Source organism: Pantoea folii (genome assembly GCF_056678875.1).
This window is the reverse complement of sequence record NZ_JBWXON010000014.1, coordinates 95,977-121,077: the sequence shown is the minus strand read 5'-3', so window position 1 is coordinate 121,077 and position 25,101 is coordinate 95,977. Positions and strand designations below refer to the sequence as shown.

The 25,101-nt window shown below is 53.5% G+C and carries 25 protein-coding genes and 1 tRNA gene; 13 read left to right on the top strand and 13 right to left on the bottom strand.

Annotated elements, in window-relative coordinates:
• Positions 1 to 3: 3 nt before the first annotated feature.
• Together AC1MDE_RS16865 and AC1MDE_RS16860 are read right to left on the bottom strand one after the other, a co-directional pair.
• Positions 4 to 786, bottom strand: coding sequence for a MetQ/NlpA family ABC transporter substrate-binding protein (locus AC1MDE_RS16865; protein WP_058959406.1), 783 nt, complete (start codon positions 784 to 786; stop codon positions 4 to 6).
• Positions 787 to 804: 18 nt separating this feature from the next.
• Complete coding sequence (locus AC1MDE_RS16860; protein ID WP_480344867.1) at positions 805 to 1,821, bottom strand: isopenicillin N synthase family dioxygenase; 1,017 nt, start codon at positions 1,819 to 1,821, stop codon at positions 805 to 807.
• Between the two features lie 208 nt (positions 1,822 to 2,029).
• Between AC1MDE_RS16860 and AC1MDE_RS16855 the strand changes: the two genes are divergently transcribed.
• Complete coding sequence (locus AC1MDE_RS16855) at positions 2,030 to 2,707, top strand: YecA/YgfB family protein (RefSeq protein ID WP_480344865.1); 678 nt, start codon at positions 2,030 to 2,032, stop codon at positions 2,705 to 2,707.
• Positions 2,708 to 2,750: 43 nt separating this feature from the next.
• On the opposite strand, the gene AC1MDE_RS16850 is transcribed toward AC1MDE_RS16855, so the two are convergent.
• Together AC1MDE_RS16850 and AC1MDE_RS16845 are read right to left on the bottom strand one after the other, a co-directional pair.
• Positions 2,751 to 3,800: a DUF1176 domain-containing protein gene (locus AC1MDE_RS16850; protein WP_480344863.1), complete on the bottom strand. Its 1,050-nt coding sequence runs from the start codon at positions 3,798 to 3,800 to the stop codon at positions 2,751 to 2,753.
• 84 nt (positions 3,801 to 3,884) lie between these two features.
• The gene (locus AC1MDE_RS16845; protein ID WP_479401188.1) at positions 3,885 to 4,775 is read right to left on the bottom strand and encodes a LysR family transcriptional regulator; all 891 of its coding nucleotides are present in this window, start codon (positions 4,773 to 4,775) and stop codon (positions 3,885 to 3,887) included.
• Between the two features lie 90 nt (positions 4,776 to 4,865).
• Here AC1MDE_RS16845 and AC1MDE_RS16840 point away from each other — a divergent pair, with 90 nt between their 5' ends.
• A complete protein-coding gene (locus AC1MDE_RS16840; RefSeq protein ID WP_058959411.1) occupies positions 4,866 to 5,642 on the top strand; it encodes an NAD(P)H-dependent oxidoreductase in 777 nt (258 codons plus the stop codon).
• A gap of 16 nt (positions 5,643 to 5,658) precedes the next feature.
• Here AC1MDE_RS16840 and AC1MDE_RS16835 read toward each other — a convergent pair whose 3' ends face one another.
• The 4 genes from AC1MDE_RS16835 to fliA form a co-directional block, all read right to left on the bottom strand.
• Positions 5,659 to 5,988 (bottom strand): DUF1493 family protein, encoded by a 330-nt coding sequence (locus tag AC1MDE_RS16835; RefSeq protein ID WP_081946746.1) that lies wholly within the window; start codon positions 5,986 to 5,988, stop codon positions 5,659 to 5,661.
• A gap of 225 nt (positions 5,989 to 6,213) precedes the next feature.
• Entirely contained in the window at positions 6,214 to 6,792 is a 579-nt protein-coding gene (flhC, locus tag AC1MDE_RS16830) for a flagellar transcriptional regulator FlhC (RefSeq protein WP_058959412.1), read from the bottom strand.
• A gap of 10 nt (positions 6,793 to 6,802) precedes the next feature.
• Positions 6,803 to 7,144, bottom strand: coding sequence for a flagellar transcriptional regulator FlhD (gene flhD, locus AC1MDE_RS16825; RefSeq protein ID WP_058959413.1), 342 nt, complete (start codon positions 7,142 to 7,144; stop codon positions 6,803 to 6,805).
• Between the two features lie 311 nt (positions 7,145 to 7,455).
• Positions 7,456 to 8,184 carry an RNA polymerase sigma factor FliA gene (fliA, locus tag AC1MDE_RS16820; RefSeq protein ID WP_480344860.1) on the bottom strand — a complete coding sequence of 243 codons (729 nt, stop codon included), beginning with the start codon at positions 8,182 to 8,184 and terminating at the stop codon, positions 7,456 to 7,458.
• Positions 8,185 to 9,143: 959 nt separating this feature from the next.
• Here fliA and AC1MDE_RS16815 point away from each other — a divergent pair.
• Both AC1MDE_RS16815 and AC1MDE_RS16810 read left to right on the top strand, forming a co-directional pair.
• On the top strand, positions 9,144 to 9,830 hold the full coding sequence (locus tag AC1MDE_RS16815; protein ID WP_058959415.1) for a winged helix-turn-helix domain-containing protein: 687 nt from the start codon (positions 9,144 to 9,146) through the stop codon (positions 9,828 to 9,830).
• Positions 9,796 to 10,320, top strand: coding sequence for a hypothetical protein (locus AC1MDE_RS16810; RefSeq protein WP_058959416.1), 525 nt, complete (start codon positions 9,796 to 9,798; stop codon positions 10,318 to 10,320). Before AC1MDE_RS16815 ends, AC1MDE_RS16810 begins: the two co-directional genes overlap by 35 nt.
• Before the next feature lie 102 nt (positions 10,321 to 10,422).
• Here the strand turns inward: AC1MDE_RS16810 and AC1MDE_RS16805 are convergent.
• Positions 10,423 to 10,507: transfer RNA gene (locus AC1MDE_RS16805), tRNA-Leu, on the bottom strand.
• Positions 10,508 to 10,773: 266 nt separating this feature from the next.
• Here AC1MDE_RS16805 and AC1MDE_RS16800 point away from each other — a divergent pair.
• On the top strand, positions 10,774 to 11,292 hold the full coding sequence (locus AC1MDE_RS16800; protein WP_058959417.1) for a YjjA family protein: 519 nt from the start codon (positions 10,774 to 10,776) through the stop codon (positions 11,290 to 11,292).
• 196 nt (positions 11,293 to 11,488) lie between these two features.
• Here the strand turns inward: AC1MDE_RS16800 and pdxR are convergent, their stop codons facing one another.
• Positions 11,489 to 12,865, bottom strand: a complete 1,377-nt coding sequence (gene pdxR / locus AC1MDE_RS16795) for a MocR-like pyridoxine biosynthesis transcription factor PdxR (protein WP_480344857.1) — start codon at positions 12,863 to 12,865, stop codon at positions 11,489 to 11,491.
• 169 nt (positions 12,866 to 13,034) lie between these two features.
• On the opposite strand from pdxR, the gene AC1MDE_RS16790 reads away from it, so the two are divergent.
• The 5 genes from AC1MDE_RS16790 to AC1MDE_RS16770 all read left to right on the top strand — a co-directional run bounded on the left by AC1MDE_RS16790 (position 13,035) and on the right by AC1MDE_RS16770 (position 16,062).
• Positions 13,035 to 13,475 carry a GNAT family N-acetyltransferase gene (locus AC1MDE_RS16790; protein WP_058959419.1) on the top strand — a complete coding sequence of 147 codons (441 nt, stop codon included), beginning with the start codon at positions 13,035 to 13,037 and terminating at the stop codon, positions 13,473 to 13,475.
• Complete coding sequence (locus AC1MDE_RS16785; protein ID WP_058959420.1) at positions 13,472 to 14,077, top strand: FMN-dependent NADH-azoreductase; 606 nt, start codon at positions 13,472 to 13,474, stop codon at positions 14,075 to 14,077. The genes AC1MDE_RS16790 and AC1MDE_RS16785 overlap by 4 nt, the downstream gene beginning before the upstream one ends.
• 14 nt (positions 14,078 to 14,091) lie before the next feature.
• Positions 14,092 to 14,571 carry a carboxymuconolactone decarboxylase family protein gene (locus tag AC1MDE_RS16780; RefSeq protein WP_058959421.1) on the top strand — a complete coding sequence of 160 codons (480 nt, stop codon included), beginning with the start codon at positions 14,092 to 14,094 and terminating at the stop codon, positions 14,569 to 14,571.
• Positions 14,572 to 14,666: 95 nt separating this feature from the next.
• Positions 14,667 to 15,302 carry a Mic1 family protein gene (locus AC1MDE_RS16775; protein ID WP_034826425.1) on the top strand — a complete coding sequence of 212 codons (636 nt, stop codon included), beginning with the start codon at positions 14,667 to 14,669 and terminating at the stop codon, positions 15,300 to 15,302.
• 82 nt (positions 15,303 to 15,384) lie between these two features.
• Positions 15,385 to 16,062 (top strand): MarC family NAAT transporter, encoded by a 678-nt coding sequence (locus AC1MDE_RS16770; protein WP_034826427.1) that lies wholly within the window; start codon positions 15,385 to 15,387, stop codon positions 16,060 to 16,062.
• Between the two features lie 30 nt (positions 16,063 to 16,092).
• Here the strand turns inward: AC1MDE_RS16770 and AC1MDE_RS16765 are convergent, their stop codons facing one another.
• The 3 genes from AC1MDE_RS16765 to AC1MDE_RS16755 are packed head-to-tail and all read right to left on the bottom strand — an operon-like array spanning position 16,093 to position 19,892.
• Entirely contained in the window at positions 16,093 to 17,349 is a 1,257-nt protein-coding gene (locus tag AC1MDE_RS16765; RefSeq protein WP_058959422.1) for a c-type cytochrome, read from the bottom strand.
• 4 nt (positions 17,350 to 17,353) lie between these two features.
• Positions 17,354 to 19,123 carry a GMC family oxidoreductase gene (locus tag AC1MDE_RS16760; RefSeq protein WP_034826431.1) on the bottom strand — a complete coding sequence of 590 codons (1,770 nt, stop codon included), beginning with the start codon at positions 19,121 to 19,123 and terminating at the stop codon, positions 17,354 to 17,356.
• A 37-nt stretch (positions 19,124 to 19,160) separates the two neighbouring features.
• Positions 19,161 to 19,892, bottom strand: a complete 732-nt coding sequence (locus AC1MDE_RS16755; RefSeq protein WP_058959423.1) for a gluconate 2-dehydrogenase subunit 3 family protein — start codon at positions 19,890 to 19,892, stop codon at positions 19,161 to 19,163.
• Positions 19,893 to 20,425: 533 nt separating this feature from the next.
• Here AC1MDE_RS16755 and AC1MDE_RS16750 point away from each other — a divergent pair.
• From AC1MDE_RS16750 to AC1MDE_RS16740, 3 genes are all read left to right on the top strand, one after another.
• Positions 20,426 to 21,997, top strand: a complete 1,572-nt coding sequence (locus tag AC1MDE_RS16750; protein ID WP_479401194.1) for an ABC transporter substrate-binding protein — start codon at positions 20,426 to 20,428, stop codon at positions 21,995 to 21,997.
• Positions 21,998 to 22,113: 116 nt separating this feature from the next.
• On the top strand, positions 22,114 to 23,616 hold the full coding sequence (locus AC1MDE_RS16745; RefSeq protein ID WP_479414766.1) for a helicase HerA-like C-terminal domain-containing protein: 1,503 nt from the start codon (positions 22,114 to 22,116) through the stop codon (positions 23,614 to 23,616).
• Positions 23,617 to 23,774: 158 nt separating this feature from the next.
• A complete protein-coding gene (locus AC1MDE_RS16740) occupies positions 23,775 to 25,052 on the top strand; it encodes a DUF445 domain-containing protein (protein WP_058959426.1) in 1,278 nt (425 codons plus the stop codon).
• Positions 25,053 to 25,101: the final 49 nt, after the last annotated feature.

Below are 25,101 nucleotides of genomic sequence, written 5' to 3'. Positions count from 1 at the left end.
GGATTATGGGTTAACCGGAATCACCGAACCTTGATAGTGCTGGTTGATAAATTCAGCAGTTTGCTTTGACTCCAGATCTTTGGCTAATTCGAGAATCCGCGGATCATGGGCCAGTTTTGGCGTCGTCACCAGCACGTTCGCATACGGATTATCTTTTGCCTGCTCCAGCGCTAGCGCATCTTTCGATGGCACTAACCCCGCCTGCAACGCGTAGTTACCGTTAATGATCGCCAGTTGCGCATCATCCAGTGCACGCGGCAGCTGTGGCGCTTCGATTTCAATGATCTTGAGATGATGCGGATTGTCACTGATGTCTGCCGTCGTCACCAGCGAACTGGCGTTGCTGCCCTTGAGCTTAATCAGACCGCTATCCTGTAGCAGATACAGCGCACGGCTGAGATTGGTGACATTATTGGGCACCGCGACCTGCGCGCCATCAGGCAGATCTTTCAGGGATTTAACTTTATGCGAGTAAATACCCAACGGCTCAATATGCACCGTCGCCACCACTGCAAACTTCTCCCCCAACGCTTTTTCTTGATCGCGCAAATAAGGCACATGTTGGAAGTAGTTTGCATCCACATCGCCGCGCGCTAACAGTTCATTGGCGTTGAGATTGCCGTTGAGCTCAATCACCTTCAGATCGAGCTTTTTATCGGTTTGTTTGATGTGGTTGAGGATTTCACTGTGTGGCACCGGATCGGCCGCCACACGCAAAGCCGCTGCCGAAGCATAAGTGCTGAATACCGAGAGCAGTGCCAGGGTTGCTATCACCTTTTTAGTCATGTGCTTTCCTTACTTTTATTATGATTGAACGGTGTTCTGGGCGTCGGCGTAGTAACGCGCTGCCACGTCACGATGCGATCGCAAACGCCCTTTGAGATAGTTCCAGCCCACTTCACGCAGCAAGGGATTGGTGGGATCGCTGGTCGGCCCGTGCGCTTCTGCCGCCAGCTGCGGCGGTAATTGATAAATCGGCACTTCGGCATCCAGCTGTGCACCGAGGAAAAAGGCGATGGAAACACGCTCTTTGCGTGCAGGTGGCGATACCACACGGTGAACCGTGGCTCGCAGATAACCATTGGTCGCAATCTCCAGCAATTCGCCGATATTCACCACAAATGCGCCCGGTTTCGGCAATGCATCCACCCAGTGACCCGGCGTCACTTCAACCTGTAAGCCGGGCTGCTCATCCTGTAGCAGAAACGTCAGGAAGCCTGAATCTTTGTGCGCGCCGACGCCCTGCTGGCTGGCATCGCTGGCCTGGCCGGGATAACGAATCAGTTTCACATGCTCGTTGGGATGCGTGCCGTACAGTGCATCAAATGCATCTGGCGGCAGCGACAACGATTTGGCAAACGCACGCAACAGGCGCAGTGCAATCCCGGTCATCGCCTGCTGCCAGGCGTGGATCACTGGCCTGAGTTGCGGCAGCGCCTCTGGCCATAGATTTGGCCCCTGCAGACGCTTCCAGGCGGGATCGCCCGCTTGTAACACTAACGCCACACGTTCCGCGCCAATATCAAACTGCTCGCGCTGGTCGCGTTGCTCACGGGTATATTCCACGCCAGCCCGGTTGTAGCCGCGGAAATGCGGTGAGTGGATCATCGAGACATGCTGCTTCTCCTCATCCGGCAGGGCAAAAAACGCCTGGGTGATGCTTTGCACGTTCTGCAGCAACTGTGGATTGATGCCATGATTAATCAGGTAGAAAAAACCGACATCGCGCGCCGTGGTGCGCAGTTCGGCGAGATAAGGCGACTGGTCAGCATCCGGGAGTTCCAGCAGTGCCAAATCCAGCACCGGCAATGTTTCTGCCATACAATTTGGTCCTTAACGCAGTAAAGTTCTGCGTTTACGCTGCCATTGGCGTTCCATTCCAGCCAATACTGTTGCGCAATATGTTATGGCGAATGATTTTTAGGAAAGCTTCAGCAATCGATATGCAAAAAGCGGTAAATCCGTGCCGCTTCCCGCTATAATCGCGCCGTCAAAACTTTGCCTACCCGCACCGCACAGGAGATGCCGTATGAACCAAGGCCCGTTAACCGAGAAAGAACTGAACTGGCTGGAAGATATGCTGGAGAAATACGGCAATGAACAGTCGGTGGTGGATACTTCCGAGCTGGATGGCATGCTGACGGCTCTGCTCTCCGGCCCGAACGATATCGAACCGAGCGAGTGGCTGGTGGCGATGTGGGGTGACAAGAAGCACATTCCAAAATGGTCCAACGAGCGTGAAATGGATCGCTTTATGTCGCTGATTTTCCAGCACTTTAACGACATTGCCGAACGTCTGGCGGAGTTCCCGGATCAGTTTGACCCGCTGTTTGGCATGCAGGAGATGGAAGGTCAGGAGTTCACCGTAGTGGAAGACTGGTGTTATGGCTATCTGCGCGGCGTAGCGTTAGATCAAGATTGGGATCAACTGCCAGAGAGCCTGCACCCGGCGATGGCCGCCATCACGCTGCACGGCAGTGAAGCGCAATTGGCAAAGCGTGAAGCGTTCTCGCCAGAGGAGTTTGAGGCCAGCATTGACGCCATTCGCCCGGCGGCGCTGGAGTTGCATGAATACTGGCAGGAACAGCGCATGGCACAGCCCGATCCGGAACCCCAACTGCCACACTTCGCGGGCGAGAAAACCGGTCGTAACGATCCCTGCCCGTGCGGCAGCGGCAAAAAGTACAAGCAGTGTTGCGGTAAATAACGCGAAATAATGAGAGGGGCGCGCCAGAGCACGCCCCGTAAACTCAGGATGCGGGCTTCACATCAGTAACGAGCGTCGGCAATTGCCATGCACCGCCAGCGCGAATCGCACGACACATGCCGGTGGTAGCATCACTGCTCTGCACAAAATCCTTGCCATCCCATACCCAGGCCGCTGTACTCCAGCAGTCGCCAATGCCGCGCCCTTTCTGTGCCTCGGAAATCATGCCTTCGCTGTAATCTGAACCGGAATCGGTGATCAGTTGAGGTTTACCCTGCAACGCACGATCCATTAGCCAATAGCCATAGCCTTCGTTATAGGCACCGCGCCAGCACAGCGCGGCAATCAGCACATGCGTATCATCCACTGGCGTTAACGTGAGCGGCTCAGCGCCCTCTTCAGGTTGATCATCCGTAGGGTCCAGATTATCGCAGCTGTCGTCATCGGTCAGCGAAGCAATCAGCTTCGGCTTGAGCAACGCCAGCTCATCCGCACTCAACGGACGCGGCGCGGCTTTTTCGACCTTGACCTGCTGGATCACCGGCATCGCCACTGCTGCGGGAACACTGTTTTCAGGCTTATTGCCTTTGCGCACCAGTGCGCCTGGCGTACTCAGACGGCCCTGCGCATCGTCCATCTTCAGCAGCGTGGCAAAGGCACCATTGCTGGAAAGCTCGAACGGCTCCTCGCCCCCGCGAAACTCCACTTTGCCACTGCCTTTGATAGCATTAATCAGCGCCAGCGTTTGCGCATCGGTCAGCGTCCACTCATCGTTCTCGGCTTTGGTGACCTCGCCCTGCGCGTGATCATCAATCCACAGCGCCAGTGCATCCACTTGCCTGGAGTCATCATCGCCAGTATCGGCCAGCACCACGCGTCCATGGGTCGGTGCATTGGGCCCGCCCTCACGTGTGAGCAGGACTGAACCACCCGCGCCCTCTTCAGCGCTGTAACCCGCAGCGCGGCAGGTTAAGGTATTGTCGCAGGCGAGTTCCCAGTCTTTATGGCTGAAGGAGACGCCATCTTCATCTGCCAGCAATGGCACGCTCAAACTGGTGAGCAGCGCGAACGCCAGCAGCAATCGGGTTTTCATGCCATCACTCCATAACGGTAAAGGTGGCTAGTGTGATGATTTTTAGTGCGCGGGAGAAGTGAATTTTTTGCGCTGATATCCGATCTACAGCGATGCCACAATTTGCTGGCGAAGCCACTGTTGGGCAGGATCGCGGTGGAGCCGTTGATGCCACAACATTAAAATATCAAAGCCGGGAATCTCCAGTGGTGGAGTGAAGACGTGAAGATGTGCGGCACTGCGCACCAGCCGCTCGGGTAGCACAGCGACCAAATCACTGTTCGCCAGCACTTCCAGCATAAACAGGAAATGCGGAACCGACAGCACGACACGACGCGAGCGTCCCACTTTTGCCAGCGCGGTATCAGTTGCGGCATTGAACCCGCCACCATCAGGCGAGATCAGCACAAATTCCAGCTGACAGAACTGATCGAGCGTCGGTGCCAGTTGTAACTGTGGATGGTCTCGCCGACTCGCCAGCACGTAGCGCTCACTGAACAACTTGCGTTGATGCAGGTTCGCTGGCGCATTGTCACCGGTGTGAAACACCACATCCAGCGCCCCTTTCTCCAGTTGGTGAGCGACCTGCGGTGGGTGAAGCGCAAAGACCGCCATCCGACTTTGTGGCGCGGCTTCGCGAATGTTATTGAGCGCGGGCAGCACTAAGGCTGTGGACATGTAATCGGTGGCAGCTATTCGCCAGGTGTCTTCAGCATTGGTCGGGTTAAAGGCCTCCAGCGGAGCCACGGCACGCGTTAATCCCTCCAATGCCTTTCGTAGCGGTTCACGCAGACCTTCAGCGCGCGCAGTGGGCAACATACCGCGCGGCCCCGGCAACAGCAGAGGATCATCGAATACCGTGCGCAACCTCGCCAGCTGCGCACTCACCGAGGGTTGCGATAAATTCAGCCGCTGCGCCGCTCGCGTTACGTTCAACTCCTGCAGCAGAACATCCAGTGTCTGCAGCAGATTCAAATCCAGCGCATTGATATTCACTGTGACTATACCTGCGATTTGAGTAATTGATTTCCACTATATCCAGCAGCGTCATAACCTGCAGCTGTTTTCAACTCACAGGACTCAGCCATGAATGTACTGATTGTGTATGCCCATCCAGAACCGCGTTCACTGAGCGGTTCGTTGAAGGATTTTGCCGTAACTTACCTCCAACAAGCGGGCCACCGGGTGCAGGTATCCGACCTTTATGCCATGCAGTGGAAAGCTCAGCTTGATGCTGCAGATACACTGGCGCCATTGGTGGGCGCACACTATGACGCCACGCTGGATTCCCGTTCTGCTTTTGAGCAACAGTTACAGCCTGCCGATATTGCCGCAGAGCAGGAGAAACTGCGCTGGGCCGATACGGTAATTTTCCAATTTCCGCTGTGGTGGTTCAGCATGCCCGCCATCTTGAAAGGCTGGTTTGACCGGGTATATGCCAATGGATTTGCTTACGGTGTCGGCGAACACAATGAAGAGCACTGGGGGGATCGTTACGGCGAAGGCAATATGGCAGGCAAACGCGCGATGCTGGTGGTGACCACCGGTGGCTGGGAATCGCATTATAGCCCTCGCGGTATCAACGGGCCGATGGATCAATTGTTATTCCCGATTCAGCACGGCATGCTGTTCTATCCTGGCTTTAGCGTGTTGCCGCCGCTGGTTTTTTATCGGGTGCAAAAGTCCGCTCAAGAACGCTTTGCTGGCTGGTGCGATACCCTGGCCACACGGCTGGATACGCTGGCGGACACGGCACCGATTACCTTTCGTCAGCAGAATGGCGGCGACTACACAATTCCCGCGTTAACACTGAAAGAGTCGTTAGCGGAAGGAGAAAGTGGTTTTGCCGTGCATGTGAAATGATCGCGCGGCGTTGGTATTACTCATACAGCCAACGCCCCGCTTTGGCGGATTCAATCAGCATGCTCAGGGTAAAATCAGGCACTACGGGGACTTCACGCTTGTTAAAGGGATTCAGGATCTGCGCCAGTGACGGTTCGTCCGGGTAGTAGGTATCAATCAAAAAACCGCCGCGATCTACCGCAAATTCGCTGAAGAACTCGTCCATCAACGCCTGCGCTTCTTCTCGTTCGAAGTTAAGATCGGTATCGATATCAATCTGCGGTGTTAACGTTTTTTGTTTAAACAGATAGACACCGTCGTAGCGTCGCACTAATTCGTAGATACGCTGGTCGATTTCGTCGGTCATCACCTACCCTCCTGTTAAACCAGCGGCTATTCTGCCATGCAATCTCATCTGCCAGGTAGCGCAAATGATAGCACTGTGCCGCTCTGCTTCATGCGCTGCCATTAAACAGTCGCTCGATGGCTTGAAACCGCGCAGCCAATTGGCTTCCGCCAGAAAAATATTAGCCCGCACCTGAGCGCGGTGCGGGCTAATAACTTTCTGGTCATCATAGATGATTTACCGACCTCAGACGGTCACCGGAAGAAAAGTGGCGGCCGCCAGCACGTGATGTTTATTCATGTGATCGACAGGAGATTTTTTACAGGCGCGTGAGGGAGGACTGCACAAACTACAGGTAAAGGGTTTTTTGATGTTCTCGGTGATCACCACATATCCCCCCTGGCAGATCCTGCACATTGTGCGGGAAATAATACCGCAATCAATAAAGCGTAATAAGGTCCAGGCTCGCGTTAGCCCTAATATTGGCTTTTCATGGCTTTGAGCATCACACTGTTCCAGATAGAGTCGGTAAGATTTCATCAATACGTTAATTGGCGGTCCTTTTTCCGTCATTTTTAAATACAGATAGATATTGTAAAACATCGATGAGTGAATATTTTGCTCCCATGACATAAACCAATCTTCTGAGAAAGGCAGCATGCCTTTTGGCGGAGGAACTCCTCGTAACGCTTTATACAAGCGTAATAATCGTCGGCGGCTTAGGGACGTCTCAGATTCTAAAACCTGCATACGTGCGCCGAGCGAGATCAACTCCATGGCGATATGATCATCAAGCACTTCCTGCAACACATTCTTCTCACTCATTCTGATCACCTCAATCTGTTGTTACACGATCTTTATTGAGCGAATTCAGTAAATCCGTCGACAATATAATGCCCGTGTGAATTTTCTGTAGTGCCTCAATCCGCGATTCTTTCGTGAGATTATCAATCAAGAATTCATCATCAATGCGTAAGCGGCAAATGAATTGATTGGTCGAGGCCAACTTCATCAATTGGGGTAACGTCAGAGCCTTAAGATTATCGGTGGTCGCCTCCGATAACCCAAGGCGGAAGGCTGCTGCAAACTTATCCTGTCTAATTAATTGTTGCGCCAGTAAAAGGTAAGATAAATTCAAATCGTGGATATGCGGAAGATACTCATCAAAGTCAGACATTGATAACACCTTGTGTTTATCGTGCGGAGCACGGGTTCAATAAGAGAGGAATATCTATTCCCATGTGATGCTAATCATCGTGTGATCGTGAGTTAAGATTTTTTTCCAGCGACGAGAAAACCACTGACCAACGATTGAGTCGCATCCAGCAATGAAAAAATGATATCTATCAGAAATTCCCGTAACAATACCGTAGAAGACACTGGCTGAAGAGACATCTTTAAGATCATGATTAATATAGATATTAAGATTATTAATTCTTATTAATTATTAAATTAACCTGTTAGCGGCGCCTTAGCTGCTTCAAACCTTTAGATTGCTTCATCATAAGCCAGACGAGTGCGCAAACGTTTTAATGCCAGACTGTGAAGCTGGCTCACTCGTGTTTCTGTAATATCGAGAACCAGAGCGATTTCGCGCATATTGAGATCATGATGATAGTAAAACTGTAAGATGATTCTTTCTCGCTTCGGTATAAAACGTAAGTATTGCGTAATACGCTTAATCAAATTCTGCTGGATTGAATGATGCAAAGGATTTAACAAAGCATGTTCATCATTGGCCTGTTCCCATAGATCGGCATAATGTTCCTGCAGTTCATCAATAGAGCGAAGCTGGCTATTATCTTTCTCTGCCAGCATCTGATGGAAACCCCGCAGTGGTACCCCCATTCGCTCGGCAATATCCCGTTCATTCGCGCTCGAGCCTTTCTCCTGTTCAACAATCTTGATAATTGCAGAAATTTGACGCGAATGCGTTCTGACCCGACGCGGTACCCAATCACGCACGCGCAGTTCATCAATTAACGCCCAACGCACACATTGTGTCACCCAGGCGCTGAGGGCAACGCCTTTCTTCTCGTCAAAGCTGTCAACGGCGGCAATAAATCCCATTGCCCCTGCTTGAATGAGATCATCGAATTCTACGCTACTTGGTAGCCTTTTTTGCAGACGCAACACTTCCTTTCTCACCAGAAAATGATATATCGACCACAACTCATTTTTATCATTAAGTCCGGATGTTGTGTGTAAGCCATCCATATTACCCACCCTGTAATAATCTTTAAACTGATTATCGGGCGAGTGCTATTGTTTATATAGTGCGATAAGATTTCATTACCAATGCTATTTGGTCTCATTCATTCGTTAATGAATAGCACGTTAAAACATCTCTCTCAACTTATCCTCTTGTACCTATATGAGATCAAGCCGGCCCCCTTTCGTTTATCTCCAGCAAAATCCAGTTGATGCCAATGCTCTGCTCGTTTGATGCTGAGATAATTTTCCCATTATCTCTCTCACTTGCACGACCGCACTCACGATTTCCTGCTTCACTACGCAGTCCTGATTCACCTGACGCGATCCGGCACCAAAATGCAGGTCTTCAATGACACAAGGGCGACGGCTTCCTGTCAACATCAGCGAAGCATGTTAGCGCATTAAGGATGCTGATTTCCCGAGGAAGGTCTCCGCCGTGAACCGCGACAACATCCAGCAGTAAGCGAGCATTTCCGTGCTGTCGCAAGAAAATCAGGTGTAGCAGAATGGACTGAGCCTACGGCATCAATCAGTACTTAACCTTGCTGGCATTTAGCGTGCTATTTTCGACCTCCCGCTTTAGGGCTACTTGCCTGGTTGGCTTTTTTTCTGATGAAAAATACTAATCATTATTACGATAACAACTAACTAGTAACGGTCATTAGCATTGTTAATTATCGATAAAAAATAACCACATAATTTTAGCGGTTTACATATCATAAAAAACCTTAATGGTTTTGTGGCTTTTCAGCATTTTTCGAAAAAATAATCGCAGGACAGTGCTGAAAATCTGGCACTCTTTAGCCGAAAAATGGGATCGGTGACCGCAAAAATAACATTAACAACCGACCCGCTCTTTATCCTAATTGATAGACAACTTCGCTATGCCCAACACAATCCTACTAGGACAGGCAGCCAGATTAGACAGACGTACTCGCATACTAAGCCGGACGCTGGATAATATGTCCGTGACGTTACCCGCCAGCGCCGCGCGCTGCCTGTATGCATTCGCGGAGGCGCAAGGCGAAGTGCTGACGCATGAACAGTTGATGGAGATTGGCTGGCGCCGTGACGGTTATGCCGCAACTGATAACAGCGTACGCGTGATGATCAACAAGTTACGCCGTGCATTCATGTCGCTGGAGCTTGAGCAGCAGATTAATCTGCTGGCCGTCACGCGCAGCGGTTACCGCTTAATCATTAATACTCCGCCAGCCGTCGATCGCTCCGTCCCAGTGTCTATGCCCCTTGCGCTGCCTGCTCGTGGCACGCTGACCTGGCGACGCGTAACAGGCATCACCGTCGCCGGTGTCACCGCCGGGTATCTGGTGGCATTGCTGGTACAACACTTCTTTTTACTCACACTAAAACCGATCGATTTTGTCAGCTGGCATGGCCCGGCTATTCCGGATGGCAGCAGCGTCTGGGTGCCGAAAGGACGTCACACGCAACACACATTGATTGAAACCACACTGCGCACCTATCGCCGTTATGTGCTGGAGGCGAACCCGGACAAACCCGCGGCCAGAGTGCTTTACGTCACGCTCAGCTCAGCCAGCAATCCGCAACATCAGGGCGTGATTGCCTGCCAACAACCCTTCGAGGAGGCGAAAAATGCGTGCGAGTCCTTCTATTTTCGCCTCAATTAAATCCCCGTGGCTCTGGCTGTTTGTCGGCGGCTTTATGCTGGCGTTTAGTGGCGTGATCGGGCGCTGGCTGGCCACCAGCGCGCAGCAGTCCAATTGCCTGTTTCCACTGGCGTTTTATGACATCAAAAGTGAGCGAGAATGGGTGTTGACGCAGGGGATTTACCGCAGCTATCGCGATGGCTTCAGTAAGGGGCATTTAACCTATCTCGGCACGCTTTCTCGTTATGTGGATGGGCAACTTATCGCACCTGCCACCCCGGTTCATCGTGCGGTGTGGTTTAACGGCGAGTTCAACCACAATCTGCTGAAAATCACCGTCACGCAACACAGCCGTGGCCTGGGTGACAAAAGCCGCGACGAGGACGTGCAAAAGTATGTCTTCCCGCATTGGCAAGCAGGCGATGTCAGCGTGATTGCTCTTTATCTCTTTAATGGCCGCGTGTTGGCCTCCGGCACAGAGAGCGTGGCGCGTAATGTCTGCATCAGGTAGCCAAAATTTAGCGCAGCGCTGCAGTTGATTATGAAGGCGTTACGGCTGAATTTCAGACACAAAAAAAGCCGCTCGTAAGCGACTTAATTTTGCATCAATCGATGGTGCCGAAGGTCGGACTCGAACCGACATGTATCTCTACGGTTGATTTTGAATCAACTGCGTCTACCGATTTCGCCACTTCGGCACTGAAGAGGATGCGGAAAACGTTGGCGATTATACCGTTACGCGCGGAGTGCGCAACACTAATCGACAGCGCTTTGCGCTAAGCGTTGAAAAAACCAGCACTTCGCCATTTATGTGGCGTAAACGCGGCAGCCCGAGCGCCCTTTCGGCGCTTTCCTGTGCAAATTCCAGAACATTCCCAAACTCCCACCACTTCGGAACTTTCTGTGCTTACGCCTCTCTTAACCAAAACTGACAGCGTCAGATGTATAAAACAAAGAGGTTGAGATGAACAAAGCAACACAACGCATCATTTTGGGATTGGGTATCGCGGCAGCAATGGCGGCAGGCAGTGCTTCGGCAGCGAGTTGGCAGGATCAGTTGAGTAGCGCAGCATCTCAGCTGTCTCAGCAAAACAGCGGTTCTACCACCACCACCAGCAGCACGCAGAACGGCGGTCTGTCGCTCTCTTCGCTGAGCGGTTTACTGAATGGTGGTGACAAAGCGGTCAGCTCCAACAGCATGACCAACGCCGCAGGCGTGATGTCCTACTGCGTGCAGCACAACGTGGTGGATAACAATGTGGCATCGGTGAAGGATCAGGTACTGAGCAAGCTCGGCCTTAGCAGCCCCGCCGCGCAAGAGCAGAAAACCGATTATCAGCAGGGTCTGCAAGGGTTGCTGAACACCGGCAACGGTCAGCAGCTGAACCTGCAGAGTCTGAGCAACTCGCCGATGGGTGAGAAACTGAAGACCAAGGCCTGTGACGTGGTGCTGAAACAAGGCAAGAAATATATCGGCATGTAATTCCCATCTTCTTTCAGATTGCAGGTGCGCTGTCGGCTTTTTTCCCTCGCTTACAAGCACATCGGGTGTCTCTCAAAAGTCGCCGCTCTGCCATCTGAAGGATTTTAGGTGTTGTGTCTGTTGAAAAGACGCGAGCTGTCCCTCGCGTCTTATTCACTATGATGGATAGCACAATCCAATGCCCCGCGACAGCCCATCAACCCATTAGCCTATGAGTTTCTTCTACCACTCTCTCCAGCACATCCACTGCCTGCTCAAACGATCGAATATTGGTGTAACCGATCACCAGCCCGTAGCGTTTCTGGGTTTGCGTATACCAGCCTGAAAGCGGCAATACGCGCAGCTGATGACGCTGCCAAATCTCTGCCAGCGCTACGTCCTGAATACCTCGCCGCAGGAAGGCCACGATATGCATGCCTCCATCAGTGAGTTCAAAGTCAAACAGCTGCGGGAAACAGTGCTGTAGCGCATCCAGCATCATGCGGCGGCGCTGCTGGTAGAGAATCCGCATCTTCTTGATATGGCGATAGAAGTGTCCATCACTGAGGAATTGTGCGAGGATTTTCTGCGGTAGCAACGGCATGCCGGTTTCGAGGATTTCACCCAGCTCGCGGAAGCGTTCAATGGTCTGTTGCGGCATCACCAGATAACCCACGCGCATCGCGGGCATCATGGTTTTGCTGAAAGTGCCGGTATAGATCACCCGATCGTGCACATCAAGGCTTTTTAGCGCCGGGATCACTTTGCGCGTGTAGTGAAACTCGCCGTCGTAATCATCCTCAATGATCCAGCTGCTATTCTGCTGCGCCCACTCCAGCAAGTGATGCTTGCGGGGTAATGATAACGTCACCGCCAGCGGGCTCTGATGGGTTGGCGTGACGACCGCGAAGCGTGCGTCTGAGTGATAACGCAGGAGGAAATCCACGTCGAGACCTTCACGATCCACCGGTACATAGTGCAGATTCGGTGCGATGCGCTTTAACAGTTTCTGCCCAAAGAAATAGCCCGGATCTTCAAACAGCACTTTGTCGTGAGGATGGGCCAGCACGGCCAGGATGAGGCGCAGGTTGGCGCGATAACCAGTGGTGATAAAAATCTGCTCCGGCTGGCAGTTGAGCCCGCGCGAAATATTGAGATAGCTGGCAATCGCCTCACGCAATGGCTGGTAGCCCATGATGGCGGGCATGATCATTTCATCGGGCCGCAACGTTCGCGCCGCCTTTCCGGAGATCAGCAGCCACTTCTTGTGCGGGAACTCATCCAGTGCCGGAATACCCAGCCGCAGCTCGCCTTTGCTTTCAATCACCGGATATTCGAGCGGTGTGGAAGGTGGCGCCGCATTGACCACAGCGGCTTCGCCGAGGTTCAGTGCAGGGTTCACACGTGTGCCCTTCGCGCCCTGGCTGACAAAGTATTCCTCTCCAATGAGGATCTCATAGGCGGCCTCCACGGTTTTACGCGCAACCTGTAGCTCACTGGCTAACACGCGGATCGCGGGCACCCGGTCGCCCGGCTTTAAGCGCCCTTCCAGGATCTGCTGGCGATAGCGAGCGTAAATTTCTTTGTAACCCATCTGTCTTCCTTCATCACGATGAAGTGCACATGAATGCGCCCCTGAAGAATGAGCGCACGTCACAGCAGCATAACCATGTCCTACTTGTTTTCTCCTATATTGACCCTTTTTCCTTCGACATAGAAGTTTATGATGTTCCCATCAACCCGACAACCGCTTGCAGGCTGCTATGAAGATTGTTCACTACCAAACGCCCACCGAATTGGCCTGCTGCTATGCATTGATGCGCGAACTGCGTTTCAAACTGAAGGATGAAGCCGCGTTTGTGGCGCAGGCACAGCGTCAGCAATTACAGGGCTATCGGCTGGCGGGTATCGAACAGGGTGGTCAACCGGTGGCGCTGGCAGGCTATCGACTGCTGGAAAACTTTATTCATGGCCGTTTTTGCTACATCGATGATTTGGTGACCTGCACCAGCACTCGCAGCCAGGGTTTGGGAGCCGCGCTACTGCACGGTCTGGCGCAGCAAGCACGGGAACAAGGCTGTGGCCGCATCGTGCTCGACACCGCGCTGAGCAATCAACGGGCACAACAATTTTATCAACGCGTCGGTTACCACGCGTTGGGACTGCACTTTTATCGCGATCTCGCTGAGGGAGAAAATTCATGAAATTGCTGCATATTCAGGTCAGCCCGGATCTGGCCGGATCGGCCTCACGTAACGTCTCGGCGCGTTTGGTGGAGAAGCTCCGCGCCCAGCATAGCGATCTCGAAGAGACGGTACTGGATCTTGCGCAGCATCCGTTGCCCCACCTGGATGCCTTCACCATTGGCGCCTTCTTTACCCGTCCCGAGGATCGTAGCGATGCACAGCGTGCCGCCATTCAGACTTCCGAAAAAATGGTGGATCAGCTGTTCGCCTGCGACACCCTGGTTATCTCGTCGCCGATGTGGAACCTCGGGCTACCGTCGGTGCTGAAAGCCTGGTTCGACCATATCACCCGCGCCGGGCGCACCTTCGCCTTTACGCCGGAAGGCACCAAAGTCGGTCTGGTGAGCGGCAAGAAGGTATACAGCGTGGTCGCCAGCGGCAGCGTATTTGCCCACGGCCCGTTTGTGCAGGATGACCAGTTCACGCCTTACATCCGCGTGGCACTCGAATACATCGGCATCACCGATGTGGAGTTTATCCGCGTGGACGGTACGCACGATCCCGTCAGCCGCGACACCGCATTACCCCAGGCTCTGCAAGCCATTGACCGCTTATTTTGAATGAGGAAAACATCATGACTTCACGCGTTAACCATTTTAAAACCGCGCCAGCACTGGCCAAATCCATGTCCGATTTCTCTAACACCGTGGCGAACACCGTACTGGAGAAGTCACTGAAACACTTGATTGATATCCGTGCCTCGCAGCTGAATCACTGTGCTTTCTGCCTCGACATGCATGTGAAACAGGCGAAGATCGACGGCGAGCGCGAACTGCGTCTGCATCACGTTTCTATCTGGCGTGAATCTCCACTGTTCAGCGCTCGCGAGAAAGTGGCTTTTGCCCTGACCGAAGCGCTGACCCGCATTGGTGAACACGGCGTGGATGAAGCGCTGTACGGTGAAGTACGTGAACATTTCTCTGAAGGTGAAATCAGTGAGCTGACCTTTAAGATCGCCGCCATCAACACCTGGAACCGCCTGATGATTTTGTCGCAGATGGCACCGGGTGCTCTCGACAGTGCTTACGGCCTGGATCGTGCTGATTTGCGTTAATTTTTACCGCCAGTAGCGCGTGCTGCTGGCGATGTCATGTTCATCTGCGCTGCCTGACGCTATAGTGAGATTTTGCACCACATAGGACAGCGCGCATGAAAGGCATCAATATTGCGATTTACTTCGATCCCGACCTGATTCACATCAGCGTTCACCAGCAGGATGACAGCTATCTCAGCCACCATTTCAGCTACGATGACAGCGTGATTGAAGAGATCTACCAGTGGCTGGAGCAGTTCACGCCTAATCGCACCCACATTTGCCTGATTGAGCACGATACTGCCGATATCCTTGCCGATGAGTTGGTTGATAACGGCTATCACGTCCATCAGGTGACGCAGCACGATCTCCTGAACTGGTTTGCCAGCGAGCCTCCTGCAGAACCCGATGGTTCGCCAGTGCGTGCCCTGCTGCGCTATCTGGAAAACGAAAACCCGTCTGAATATCAGTCTCGCACCCCGCAGATCGAAGCCTTGATGGATATGCTGGATGAGCTGGACGATCTGGAAGGCGTGGATGAAGTCGAAGATGAAGACAACCTGCCGGATGACGTACTGCGTTTGATGAAGCAGAAGAAAATCACCGCCAACCAAGCCGCAGAGCGTTTGCTGCCCGACGTCAATGAACGCATTCGCGAACACCTGATAAGCTACCCTGAGCTGATGACGCCCGAACTGCTGGAAGATTTCTTCCCGGAGTTGCTGGAAGCGTTAGAAACGCCAAAACATTGATGCATTTTGCATACGCGCGCTAAGTTGTGCCACGATGCGCCTCTACGGTGTGTCGCGGTGTCATTGAAACTCGGGGAAAACCATGCTGGAACTGTTTAAAGCCATCGGGCTCGGATTGGTGGTGCTGTTGCCGCTGGCCAACCCGCTGACCACGGTGGCGTTGTTTCTTGGTCTTGCGGGAGACATGAATTTCCAGGAACGCAATCGCCAGGCCATGCAGGCTTCGATTTACGTGTTCCTGATTATGATGGTGGCGTGGTACGCCGGGAATGCGGTGCTGCACACCTTCGGCATCTCGATCCCTGGTCTGCGTATGGCAGGAGGATTGATCGTCGCCTTTATCGGTTTTCGCATGCTGTTTCCGGCGAAACCCGTCGGCCACTCCGTTGAAGCCCGGCATAAACAGGATGAAATCGACGCCACCGATGCGAATCGTGAATCGGTAAATATCGCCTTCGTGCCGCTGGCGATGCCCAGTACGGCAGGCCCGGGCACTATTGCGATGATCATCAGTTCGGCTTCCACCGTAAAAGCGGGTGTCGATTTTCCAAACTGGGTGGTGAACGTGGCGCCGGTGCTGACCTTCTTGTCGGTCGCTGTGATTTTGTGGATTTCGCTGCGCAGTTCGGGCGCCATCATGAAGCTGGTAGGTAAAGGCGGGATTGAGGCAATTTCGCGGCTGATGGGCTTCTTGCTTGTGTGTATGGGCGTGCAGTTTTTGATTAACGGCGTGTTAGAAGTGGTACGGACTTTTCATTAAAGAGAGTGCGGCCCGAAGGCCGCACCCGATTTACTCTGCTTTCAACGTCTTGCGCACATCCGCAACCTGATCTTTGGTCACGGCTGGGGCATTGTTACTCCAGCCCTGACGGATAAAGGTCGCCAGCTGCGCCACTTCATCATCCGTCAAACGCTTGCCAAAGCCCGGCATCGCGAGGGTTGACGGCGCCTTCTCGGTCGATGGCTGCTGCGCACCGGCAAGAATGGTGTGGATCAAGCCGGTAGGATCGTTGGCATTCACAATGGTGGCCTGATCCAGCTCCGGGAAGATCCCTGGCGCGCCTTTACCGGTCACGAAGTGACAGGCACCGCAGTTATCGATGTACAGACGCTCACCTTCCGTCAGGTTTTTCGCTGCGGTCAGTTTGGCTTCCGTCGCCTGCTGCTTCTGCACGTTGTACGCCTGCAGCGGTGGGTTGCCACCGATGAACTTCAGATAAGACGCAATGGCTTTCAGATCGGCATCGGTCATGTGCGAGCTGGAGTGCTCAATCACTGACTTCATCTCTCCGCCAACTGCCGCTTTGTCGTTACGACCGGTTTGCAGGTAATCGACGATCTCCTGCTCACTCCAGCGCGGTAAGCCACGCAGCGACGGCACATCCCAGTTGTTCAGGCTACCACCGGCGAGGAACTTGTCGTCACCGCTGTCCAGCGCTTTCTCGTTCATGCCGAGACCGCGTGGCGTATGGCACGAGCCACAGTGACCGAGGCTTTCCACGATGTAAGCACCGCGATTCACTTCTTCAGATGCGCCGCCAATCGGCTGGAACGGCTTGTCAGAAGTGAATGCCCAGTTCCAGAAGCGCATGCCCCAGCGCTGGCTGAACGGGAAGCTCAGTTTGGTCTCTTCCGGCTGCTCACTGCTCGGCTTCACGCCCTTCATGAAGTAGACATACAGCGCATGCATGTCTTCATCACTGATTTTGGCGTAATCCGGGTATGGCATGGCCGGGTAAAGACGTGAACCATCCGGCAACACGCCTTTGCGCACCGCATCAGAGAACTGCTGCTCGCTGTAGTTGCCGATGCCGTGCTCTTTGTCCGGTGTGATGTTAGTGGAGAAGATGGTGCCGAGATTCGACTCAATCGCCAGCCCCCCCGCATAATCCGCTTTGCCCGACACGGTATGGCACGCCATACAGTCGCCAAGACGAGACAGATATTCACCCTGCTTGATCAGCGCGGCTTCATCTTCCGCATGAGCCTGCACCGCAAAGCTTCCCAGCAGCACGGCGTTAGCGATTAACAATGATTTTAATTTCATGTGCTTATGCCTGTACCAATGGACCTGGGTTTTTCAGATAGTGTTCTTTGATCGCCTGCGCCGCCATCAGGGTAATCGCACCGATGGTATCGGTCGGGTTCGCCTGGAAGTTTTGCGGGAAGGCGTTACCGCCCGGTACAAACACGTTATGCACATCCCAGCTCTGCAGATACTTGTTCAGCGCAGAAGTTCTTGGGTTATCGCCCATCACCGCGCCGCCCACGTTGTGTGTGGAGACGTATTTGGTGAGGTCAAAATCCGCGCCCATCGGCAGGAAGCTCATGCTCATGCTGTCTGGGTTCAGCTCTTTAGCGATATCACCAACGATACCCTTCAGATGCTGTTGCAGCTTGAGTTCGTTCTCTTTCCAGTTGAACGTCATACGCAGCAGCGGCTGACCGCGATGGTCGGTGTAGTGTGGATCCAGATCCAGATAGATATCGCGATACGACTGGCAAGTTGTCGTGATGCTGATCTTCATAGAATGGTTGTACCACTCTTCCAGACCCTCTTTGTAACCCATGCCCCAGGCTGGCGTGCCTTTTGGCAGCGCAGCGGCCATTGGCGTACCGGTGGCTTGCGAGCTGTGGATCTTCGCGCCGCCGAGGAAGCCGAGGCCTGGACCATCGAAGTTGCCCGGTGAGATGTCGTTGAACATCTGGCCGGTGGCGCCTGCGGTGGCGTAGGAGTTGAAGTTCTTATCTTTGAAGAACAGGGTTGCGCCGCCGTTGGACAGGAACGCATAGTTACGGCCCACCACACCTTCTTCGGTGATTGGGTTGTACGGCTTGCCGATACCGGACAGCAGCATCAGACGCACGTTGTACAGCTGGAAGCTGGACAGCACCACTATTTTGGCTGGCTGGAACACTTCGTTGCCGTCTGCATCGAAGTAGAGAACGCCTTTCGCGGTTTTACCATCATCGTGCAGCACCACTTTGTACACTTCCGCATGCACTTCGTAAGAGAAGTTTGGCAGACGCTTCAGTGCATCCATCACAGCAGTTTGCGGTGAGGCTTTGGAGTAGTTCAGGCACGGGTATTTCGAGCAGTAACCGCAATAGTTACACGGCGCGATCTGGTTGCCGTACGGGTTTTTCCACGCGCGAGACACACAAGCCGACGGGTTCGGGAACGGGTGATAACCCAGCTTGGTGGCCGCTTCTTTGAACATCACGTTGTTCAGCGTGTCTTCCAGCGCAGGCAGCGGATAGGGTTCAGAACGTGGGCCTTCGAACGGGTCACCGCCTTCCAGAATCTGACCACGCAGGTTGCCGGTATTACCCGACTGACCGCAAATCAGCTCAAACTTATAGTAATACGGCTCGATCTCTTCCCAGGTGAACGGGAAGTCCATCACGCGCATATCATCCTGCAGCACGCCCGGCTTGTAAGCCTGATCGACGTAAGTCTTCAGTTTGATATCGGTTGGGGTTGGGCGAATCAGTACCGCCGTCCAGTGCATACCTGCGCCGCCGACACCGGTACCCGGTGCGAATGCGCCCCATTTACGGGTTGGCAGTGCGGTCTGGCTCATGTTGTAACGCACCGTGACCGCCACTTCTTTCGGCGTAGCGAACACTTTGTTGCGCACGTTGTAGGCGTATTCATCAGCCGGTTTCGGGTAAGCAAAATCCGGGTAATCACGCTCGCCGCCGCGCTCTAACGCGCGCACTTCCAGCCCGGCCAATGCCAGTTCGATACTCATCAACGAGCCGGCCCAGCCGAGGCCGCAAACGACGACGTCGACTTCTTTCTTTGTAATCTGTGCCATGTTAATCCTGTCTCACATACCAAATACGGGGGTGGGCTTAAGCGCGCTCACCCAAGAGGCTGACCGGTCCCAGTGGGTACGGCACGTTGTGCTGCTTCACCCACTCGGTGAAGCTGGCGCGTGCGCCTGGGAAGCCAATCGCAATCCAGGCTTTCATGCCCTTATTGCCGCCATACATCGGATCGGCGAGGTAGCCGTGTTTGGTATCTGCCAGTAACTGACCAAAGAACTGCGAGGCTTTCAGGTTCGGTTCACCCATTGCCGGGAAATCGATACCGTCATTTTTATTGACCTTGGTCAGCACCGCGTCTTTCTCTTCCAGCGTCAGTTCATGGAAGGATTTTTTGTAGGTGCTCTGCGTCCACTGTTCCACCAGCTTGATGCCTGTGCGATACAGCTCTTGCGGGGTGTAAGGGATCTGATAACCCATGGTGGCTGGCGCGTGCACGTCGAACGGACCCTTCATGTAAATTTCGCCGCCGAACTCAGGGCTATGGAGTTGCTGATCGATAAAGATCGGCACGTTAGTTTCCAGTGCACCCGGCGCTTTGCCTTTACCACCGGCCGGAATCAGACGATCGGTCGCGGCCAAAATAAACTGCCACTCCTGAGCGCTGAAAAAGATCGGTTTGTAATCGGCGAGTTCCGGTGCTGCCATTTCCGCAGCTTGCGCCGCAGTTAATCCCTTAAATACCAGGTCGCTTAATGGCAAAGCCAATAACGACCCAAGCAAAAACTTACGTCTGGTGGTCGGTTTATTTAGAAGCATGGCGCGACGACTCTCACTTGCTAAGAAAGATAATTATTTTTGTTAATGGCTTTATAAATCGGTAAATAACCTGGCAATCTTAGGGATATAGATATTTCTGAATGTAAGAATCAATGTTCAGATATGTTTTTATGAGAAACCATCATGATGTTGAATTTAGGTTAAGGGCAGGTAAAGGGCTTTCGGAAGGTGAATTGGACTTTTAACCGTACAATTGCTGTGTTTTTAGCAAGTCTGGATGGGCAAATGACCAAAATTGATCGCGCAAGGAAATAATCGCTCAATTCAATCGATAAAAATAAATCATACTTCCATACAAGAGAATCATTCTCATTAATAACATCTTATTTACTTAATTGACCAGTACATGAACGATCTATTTCCTGGAAATGACAGGCGGCGCACAAAATAAGTGAAATAATCGCCGAATGTTATCATTTGTTAATTTCCGGCACAGCTCAGAACAAACCGGCATTTTGCCTGAGCGGCAGCAGCGATAGAGTCAATTTATCTATCACTCAGGAAAACAATAAATGCGTGCATTGATTTTGTTGGTCACTTTATGGAGTAGTGCATTCGCCTTGCAGGCTGCGACACCGAAAGACACGCTGGTGGTTGCCGTACCGCTGGATGGCATCATCAGCTTCGACCCCGCTGAAAGCTTTGAAACGGTCAGCAACAGCGTACAACGCAACATTTATCAGACGCTGGTGCAAGCCGACCGCAATACGCCACAGAAACTGGCACCGCTGCTGGCGACTTCCTGGCAAAGTGGCAGTACGCCGCACAGCCTGGTGTTTAACCTTAAACCTGGTGCCCGCTTCTCCAGCGGCAATGCGGTGACGCCGCAGGATGTGATTTTCTCACTGACGCGTGCCGTGCAGTTGAACAAAGCACCCTCTTTTATTCTCGCCGAATTTGGCTGGACCAACGAGAACATCGCCAGCCAGTTTAAGGTGCTGAATGATCATCAGCTGGAGATTCAGTGGCCCGCGCAGATTGGTCAGGATCTGGCGCTGCGTCTGCTCACCGCGCCAGTGGCCTCGGTGGTGGACAGCAAAACCGTGCAGCAGCATGCGGTGAATAACGATCTGGGTAATGGCTGGCTGCACACCCATACGGCAGGCAGCGGCGCGTTTACGATTCAGCAGTATGTGCCGCAGCAGGCGCTGGTGCTGAGCGCCAACCCACAAGCCAATCCGCAGCCACACCTGAAGCGTATATTGCTGAAAGGTGTCGCCGATGCCGGTGCGCGTCGTTTGCTGATCCAACAAGGTGATGTGGATGTGGCTTATCAGCTCGGCCCAGACCAGATTGATGCACTGAAAAGTGATAAGAACCTGCACATTGCGGCATTCCCTTCGAGCCTGGTGTATTACCTGGGCTTTAATACGCAGAACAAAACGCAGCCCGCACTGGGTAATCCGGCCCTGTGGGAAGCGGCGCGCTGGTTAGTGGATTATCAGTCCATCTCACAAGATTTGCTGAAAGGTCAGTACCGCATTCATCAAAGCTTCCTGCCGCAGGGCTTTGACGGCGCGCTGGAGGACAAACCGTTCCACTACGATGTGGCCAAAGCCAAAGCGATATTAGCCAAAGGCGGGATTAAACCGGGCAGCAAGTTTGCGCTGACGGTGATTAATCAGCCACCTTACATCGATGTGGCGCAGGCGCTGCAGGCCAGCTTTGCCAAAGCAGACGTGCAGATTGAGTTGCAGCCGGTGGCGGAATCCGAGCTGTGGAGCAAGATGCGCGGCCGCGATTTCCAGTCGATCTTTATCTACTGGGGCGCGGATTACGTTGACCCTAATACCAATGCCAGCGCCTTTGCTTACAACGTGCCGGGCGGCTCGAAAACATTGGCGTGGCGTGTCGGCTGGGAGATTCCGGAACTCAGCGCCAAAACACGTGCCGCAGCAGGCGAAAGTGATGCCGCCAAACGCCGTGCGCTTTACACCGACCTGCAAAACACCGTGCAGCAGAACTCTCCGTTTGTGGTGATGCTGCAGGGCGCGCAGCAGGTGGCGGTGCGGAACAACGTCAATCATGTGCAGCAAGGGATTGGGGTGAGCTTGCTGTTCTTTGATGTGGTGCAGAAGCAATAGATCCTGTTGATGGGGGATGGCTTCCCCCATCAACACTTTCAGTACAATCTTCATCCTTCCCCTCGCATCGCTTGCTATTCTTTCTGGCATAACCTGTTGCCTGCGAGTGAAAAAATATGACCACCCCGTTGCTGATTGCTCAAACGCCTGACATCCAGTTATCCCTGCTTTCCAATATGGCGAACCGCCACGGCTTAATCACTGGTGCCACCGGCACCGGTAAAACCGTGACGCTGCAAAAAATCGCCGAGTCCTTCTCCAATATCGGCGTGCCGGTGTTTATGGCCGACGTCAAAGGCGATCTCACTGGCGTGGCGACCGCCGGTGAAGGCTCGGAAAAGTTACAGGCGCGGTTGGAAAAGATTGGCGTGACCGACTGGCAGGCACAGAAAAATCCGGTGATGGTGTGGGATATTTTTGCCGAGAAAGGCCATCCGGTGCGTGCCACAGTTTCCGACCTTGGCCCGCTGTTGCTGGCGCGCTTGCTCAACCTCAATGAGGTGCAATCGGGCGTGCTGCAAATCATCTTCCGCATCGCCGACGATCAAGGGTTGTTGCTGCTGGATTTCAAAGATCTGCGCGCCATGACGCAATACATCGGGGATAACGCTAAATCTTTCCAGACGCAGTACGGCAACATCAACAGCGCCTCGGTGGGGGCGATTCAGCGCGGTTTGCTGGCGCTGGAACAGCAAGGCGCTGAACACTTCTTCGGCGAGCCGATGCTGGATATCCGTGACTGGATGCGTTGTGACAACGAAGGCAAAGGTTTCATCAACATCCTTTCCGCCGAGAAGCTGTATCAAATGCCGAAACTCTATGCCACCAGCTTGCTGTGGCTGCTGGCGGAGTTGTACGAGCAGCTGCCCGAAGCGGGCGACCTCGATAAACCTAAAATGGTGTTCTTCTTTGATGAGGCACACCTGTTGTTTACCGATGCGCCGCCGGTGCTGCTGGAGAAAGTAGAACAGGTGATACGTCTGATTCGATCCAAAGGCATCGGCGTCTATTTCGTCACGCAGAATCCGTCGGATATCCCTGATAACGTGCTCGGTCAGCTAGGCAATCGCGTGCAACACGCCCTGCGCGCCTTTACGCCGAAAGATCAGAAAGCGGTGAAAAGCGCCGCCGAAACCATGCGCGCCAATCCGGCGTTCGATACCGTGGAAGCCATTCAGGCGCTGGGCACCGGCGAAGCATTGATCTCCTTCCTCGATGAAAAAGGCAGCCCGTCGATGGTGCAGCGTGCGATGGTGATTGCGCCCGGTTCACGCATGGGGCCGGTGACGCAGGATGAACGTAATGGCTTAATCAATAACTCCCCGCTGTACGGCAAATACGACACCGAAGTGGATCGCGAATCCGCGTTTGAGATGCTGCAAAAAGGCGTGCAGGCCGCGCCGCAGCAGGCCGATGCGCCGGAAGCCAAAGGCAATAATGTCGAAGTTGATGATGGCATTCTCGGCGGGTTGAAAGACATTCTGTTTGGCACCACCGGACCGCGCGGCGGCAAGCGCGATGGCGTGGTGCAGAGCGTGGCAAAAAGCGCGGCGCGTCAGGTCACCAACCAAATCATTCGTGGCGTGCTGGGAAGTTTGATGGGCGGCCGTCGTCGATAACATACTGAAAAAATTTATTTTCCTCCGCGGCGCTATGTATGGCTCGGGCATCAGCAGCGCTGCAGTGACACCTGCGCGCCGCGACATTAATGACGCTGATTGAATAGGTGCAATGATTCGCACCGCCACCCTAAGGTGTGGTCTGCTAAGATCGTTATATGGATAAATATCAACAACTCAAACGGAGCAAGCGTCTGGCGCTCGCATTGCTGCTGGTTGCCGCAGCGACTTTTGTCGTGACGCTGTTTCTGCCACCCAATTTTTGGGTGCTTGGTCTCAAGGCCATTGCTGAAGCGGCGATGGTCGGTGCGCTGGCCGACTGGTTTGCGGTGGTCGCGCTGTTTCGTCGCGTGCCGGTGCCCTTCATCTCGCGGCACACGGCGATTATTCCGCGCAATAAGGATCGCATCGGGGAAAATCTTGGCCGCTTTGTGCAGGAGAAATTTCTCGATACCGATTCGTTGCTGGCGCTGATTCGCCGCCACGATCCCTCGCAGATGCTGGCGCACTGGCTCAACACGCCGGGCAACGCCGATCGCATTGGTCGCCATCTGTTGCAGGTGATGCGCGGCTTCCTTGATCTCACGGATGATGAACGCATCCAGCGCTTCCTGCGGCGTGCCGTGCATCGCGCACTGGATAAGGTCGATCTGACGCAATCCAGCGCGCTGTTACTGGATAGCCTGACCAAAAACAATCGCCATCAGGAACTGCTCGATGCCGCAGTACAACAGCTGCTGCGTCTGCTGCACAAGCCTGGCACGCGTGAGTTCATCGCAACTCAGATTGTGCGCTGGCTGAAGCGCGAACATCCCATCAAAGCCAAAATGCTGCCCACCGAATGGCTGGGTGAGCACAGTGCTGATGTCGTGGCCAACGCGGTCGATTCGATTCTCGATGAAGTGGCGATCAATCAGGGGCACGAGCTGCGTCTGGGATTTGACCGCGCAGTTCAGCGGTTAATTGAGAAGCTAAAAACCGACCCCGAAATGGCCGAACGTGCCGAGGTGATCAAAAACTGGCTGAAAGAGGATGAGTCGCTGAATCGCTACATCGGCGAGCTATGGCAGGACTTGCGTAGCTGGCTGAAGGCCGATCTTAACAGTGAAGATTCTCGCGTGCAGGAGCGCGTGCGTCTTGCCGCGCTATGGTTCGGTGAAACGCTGGCAGCAGATGAAGCGCTGCGTATCTCGATGAATCAACACTTGGAAGATGCCGCCCGCAGCATTGCACCAGAGTTCGCCGAATTTCTGACGCGCCACATTAGCGATACCGTGAAGAGCTGGGATGCGCGTGAGATGTCACAACAGATTGAGTTGAACATTGGCCGCGATCTGCAGTTTATCCGCATTAACGGGACGTTGGTGGGTGGCACTATTGGGTTGGTGCTGTACCTGTTGTCGCAGTTGCCGGCTCTGATTCATACTCTTAAGTAATAAAAAAGCCGCCATCATGATGGCGGCTTCTGTGAGTTTTGGTGATAGC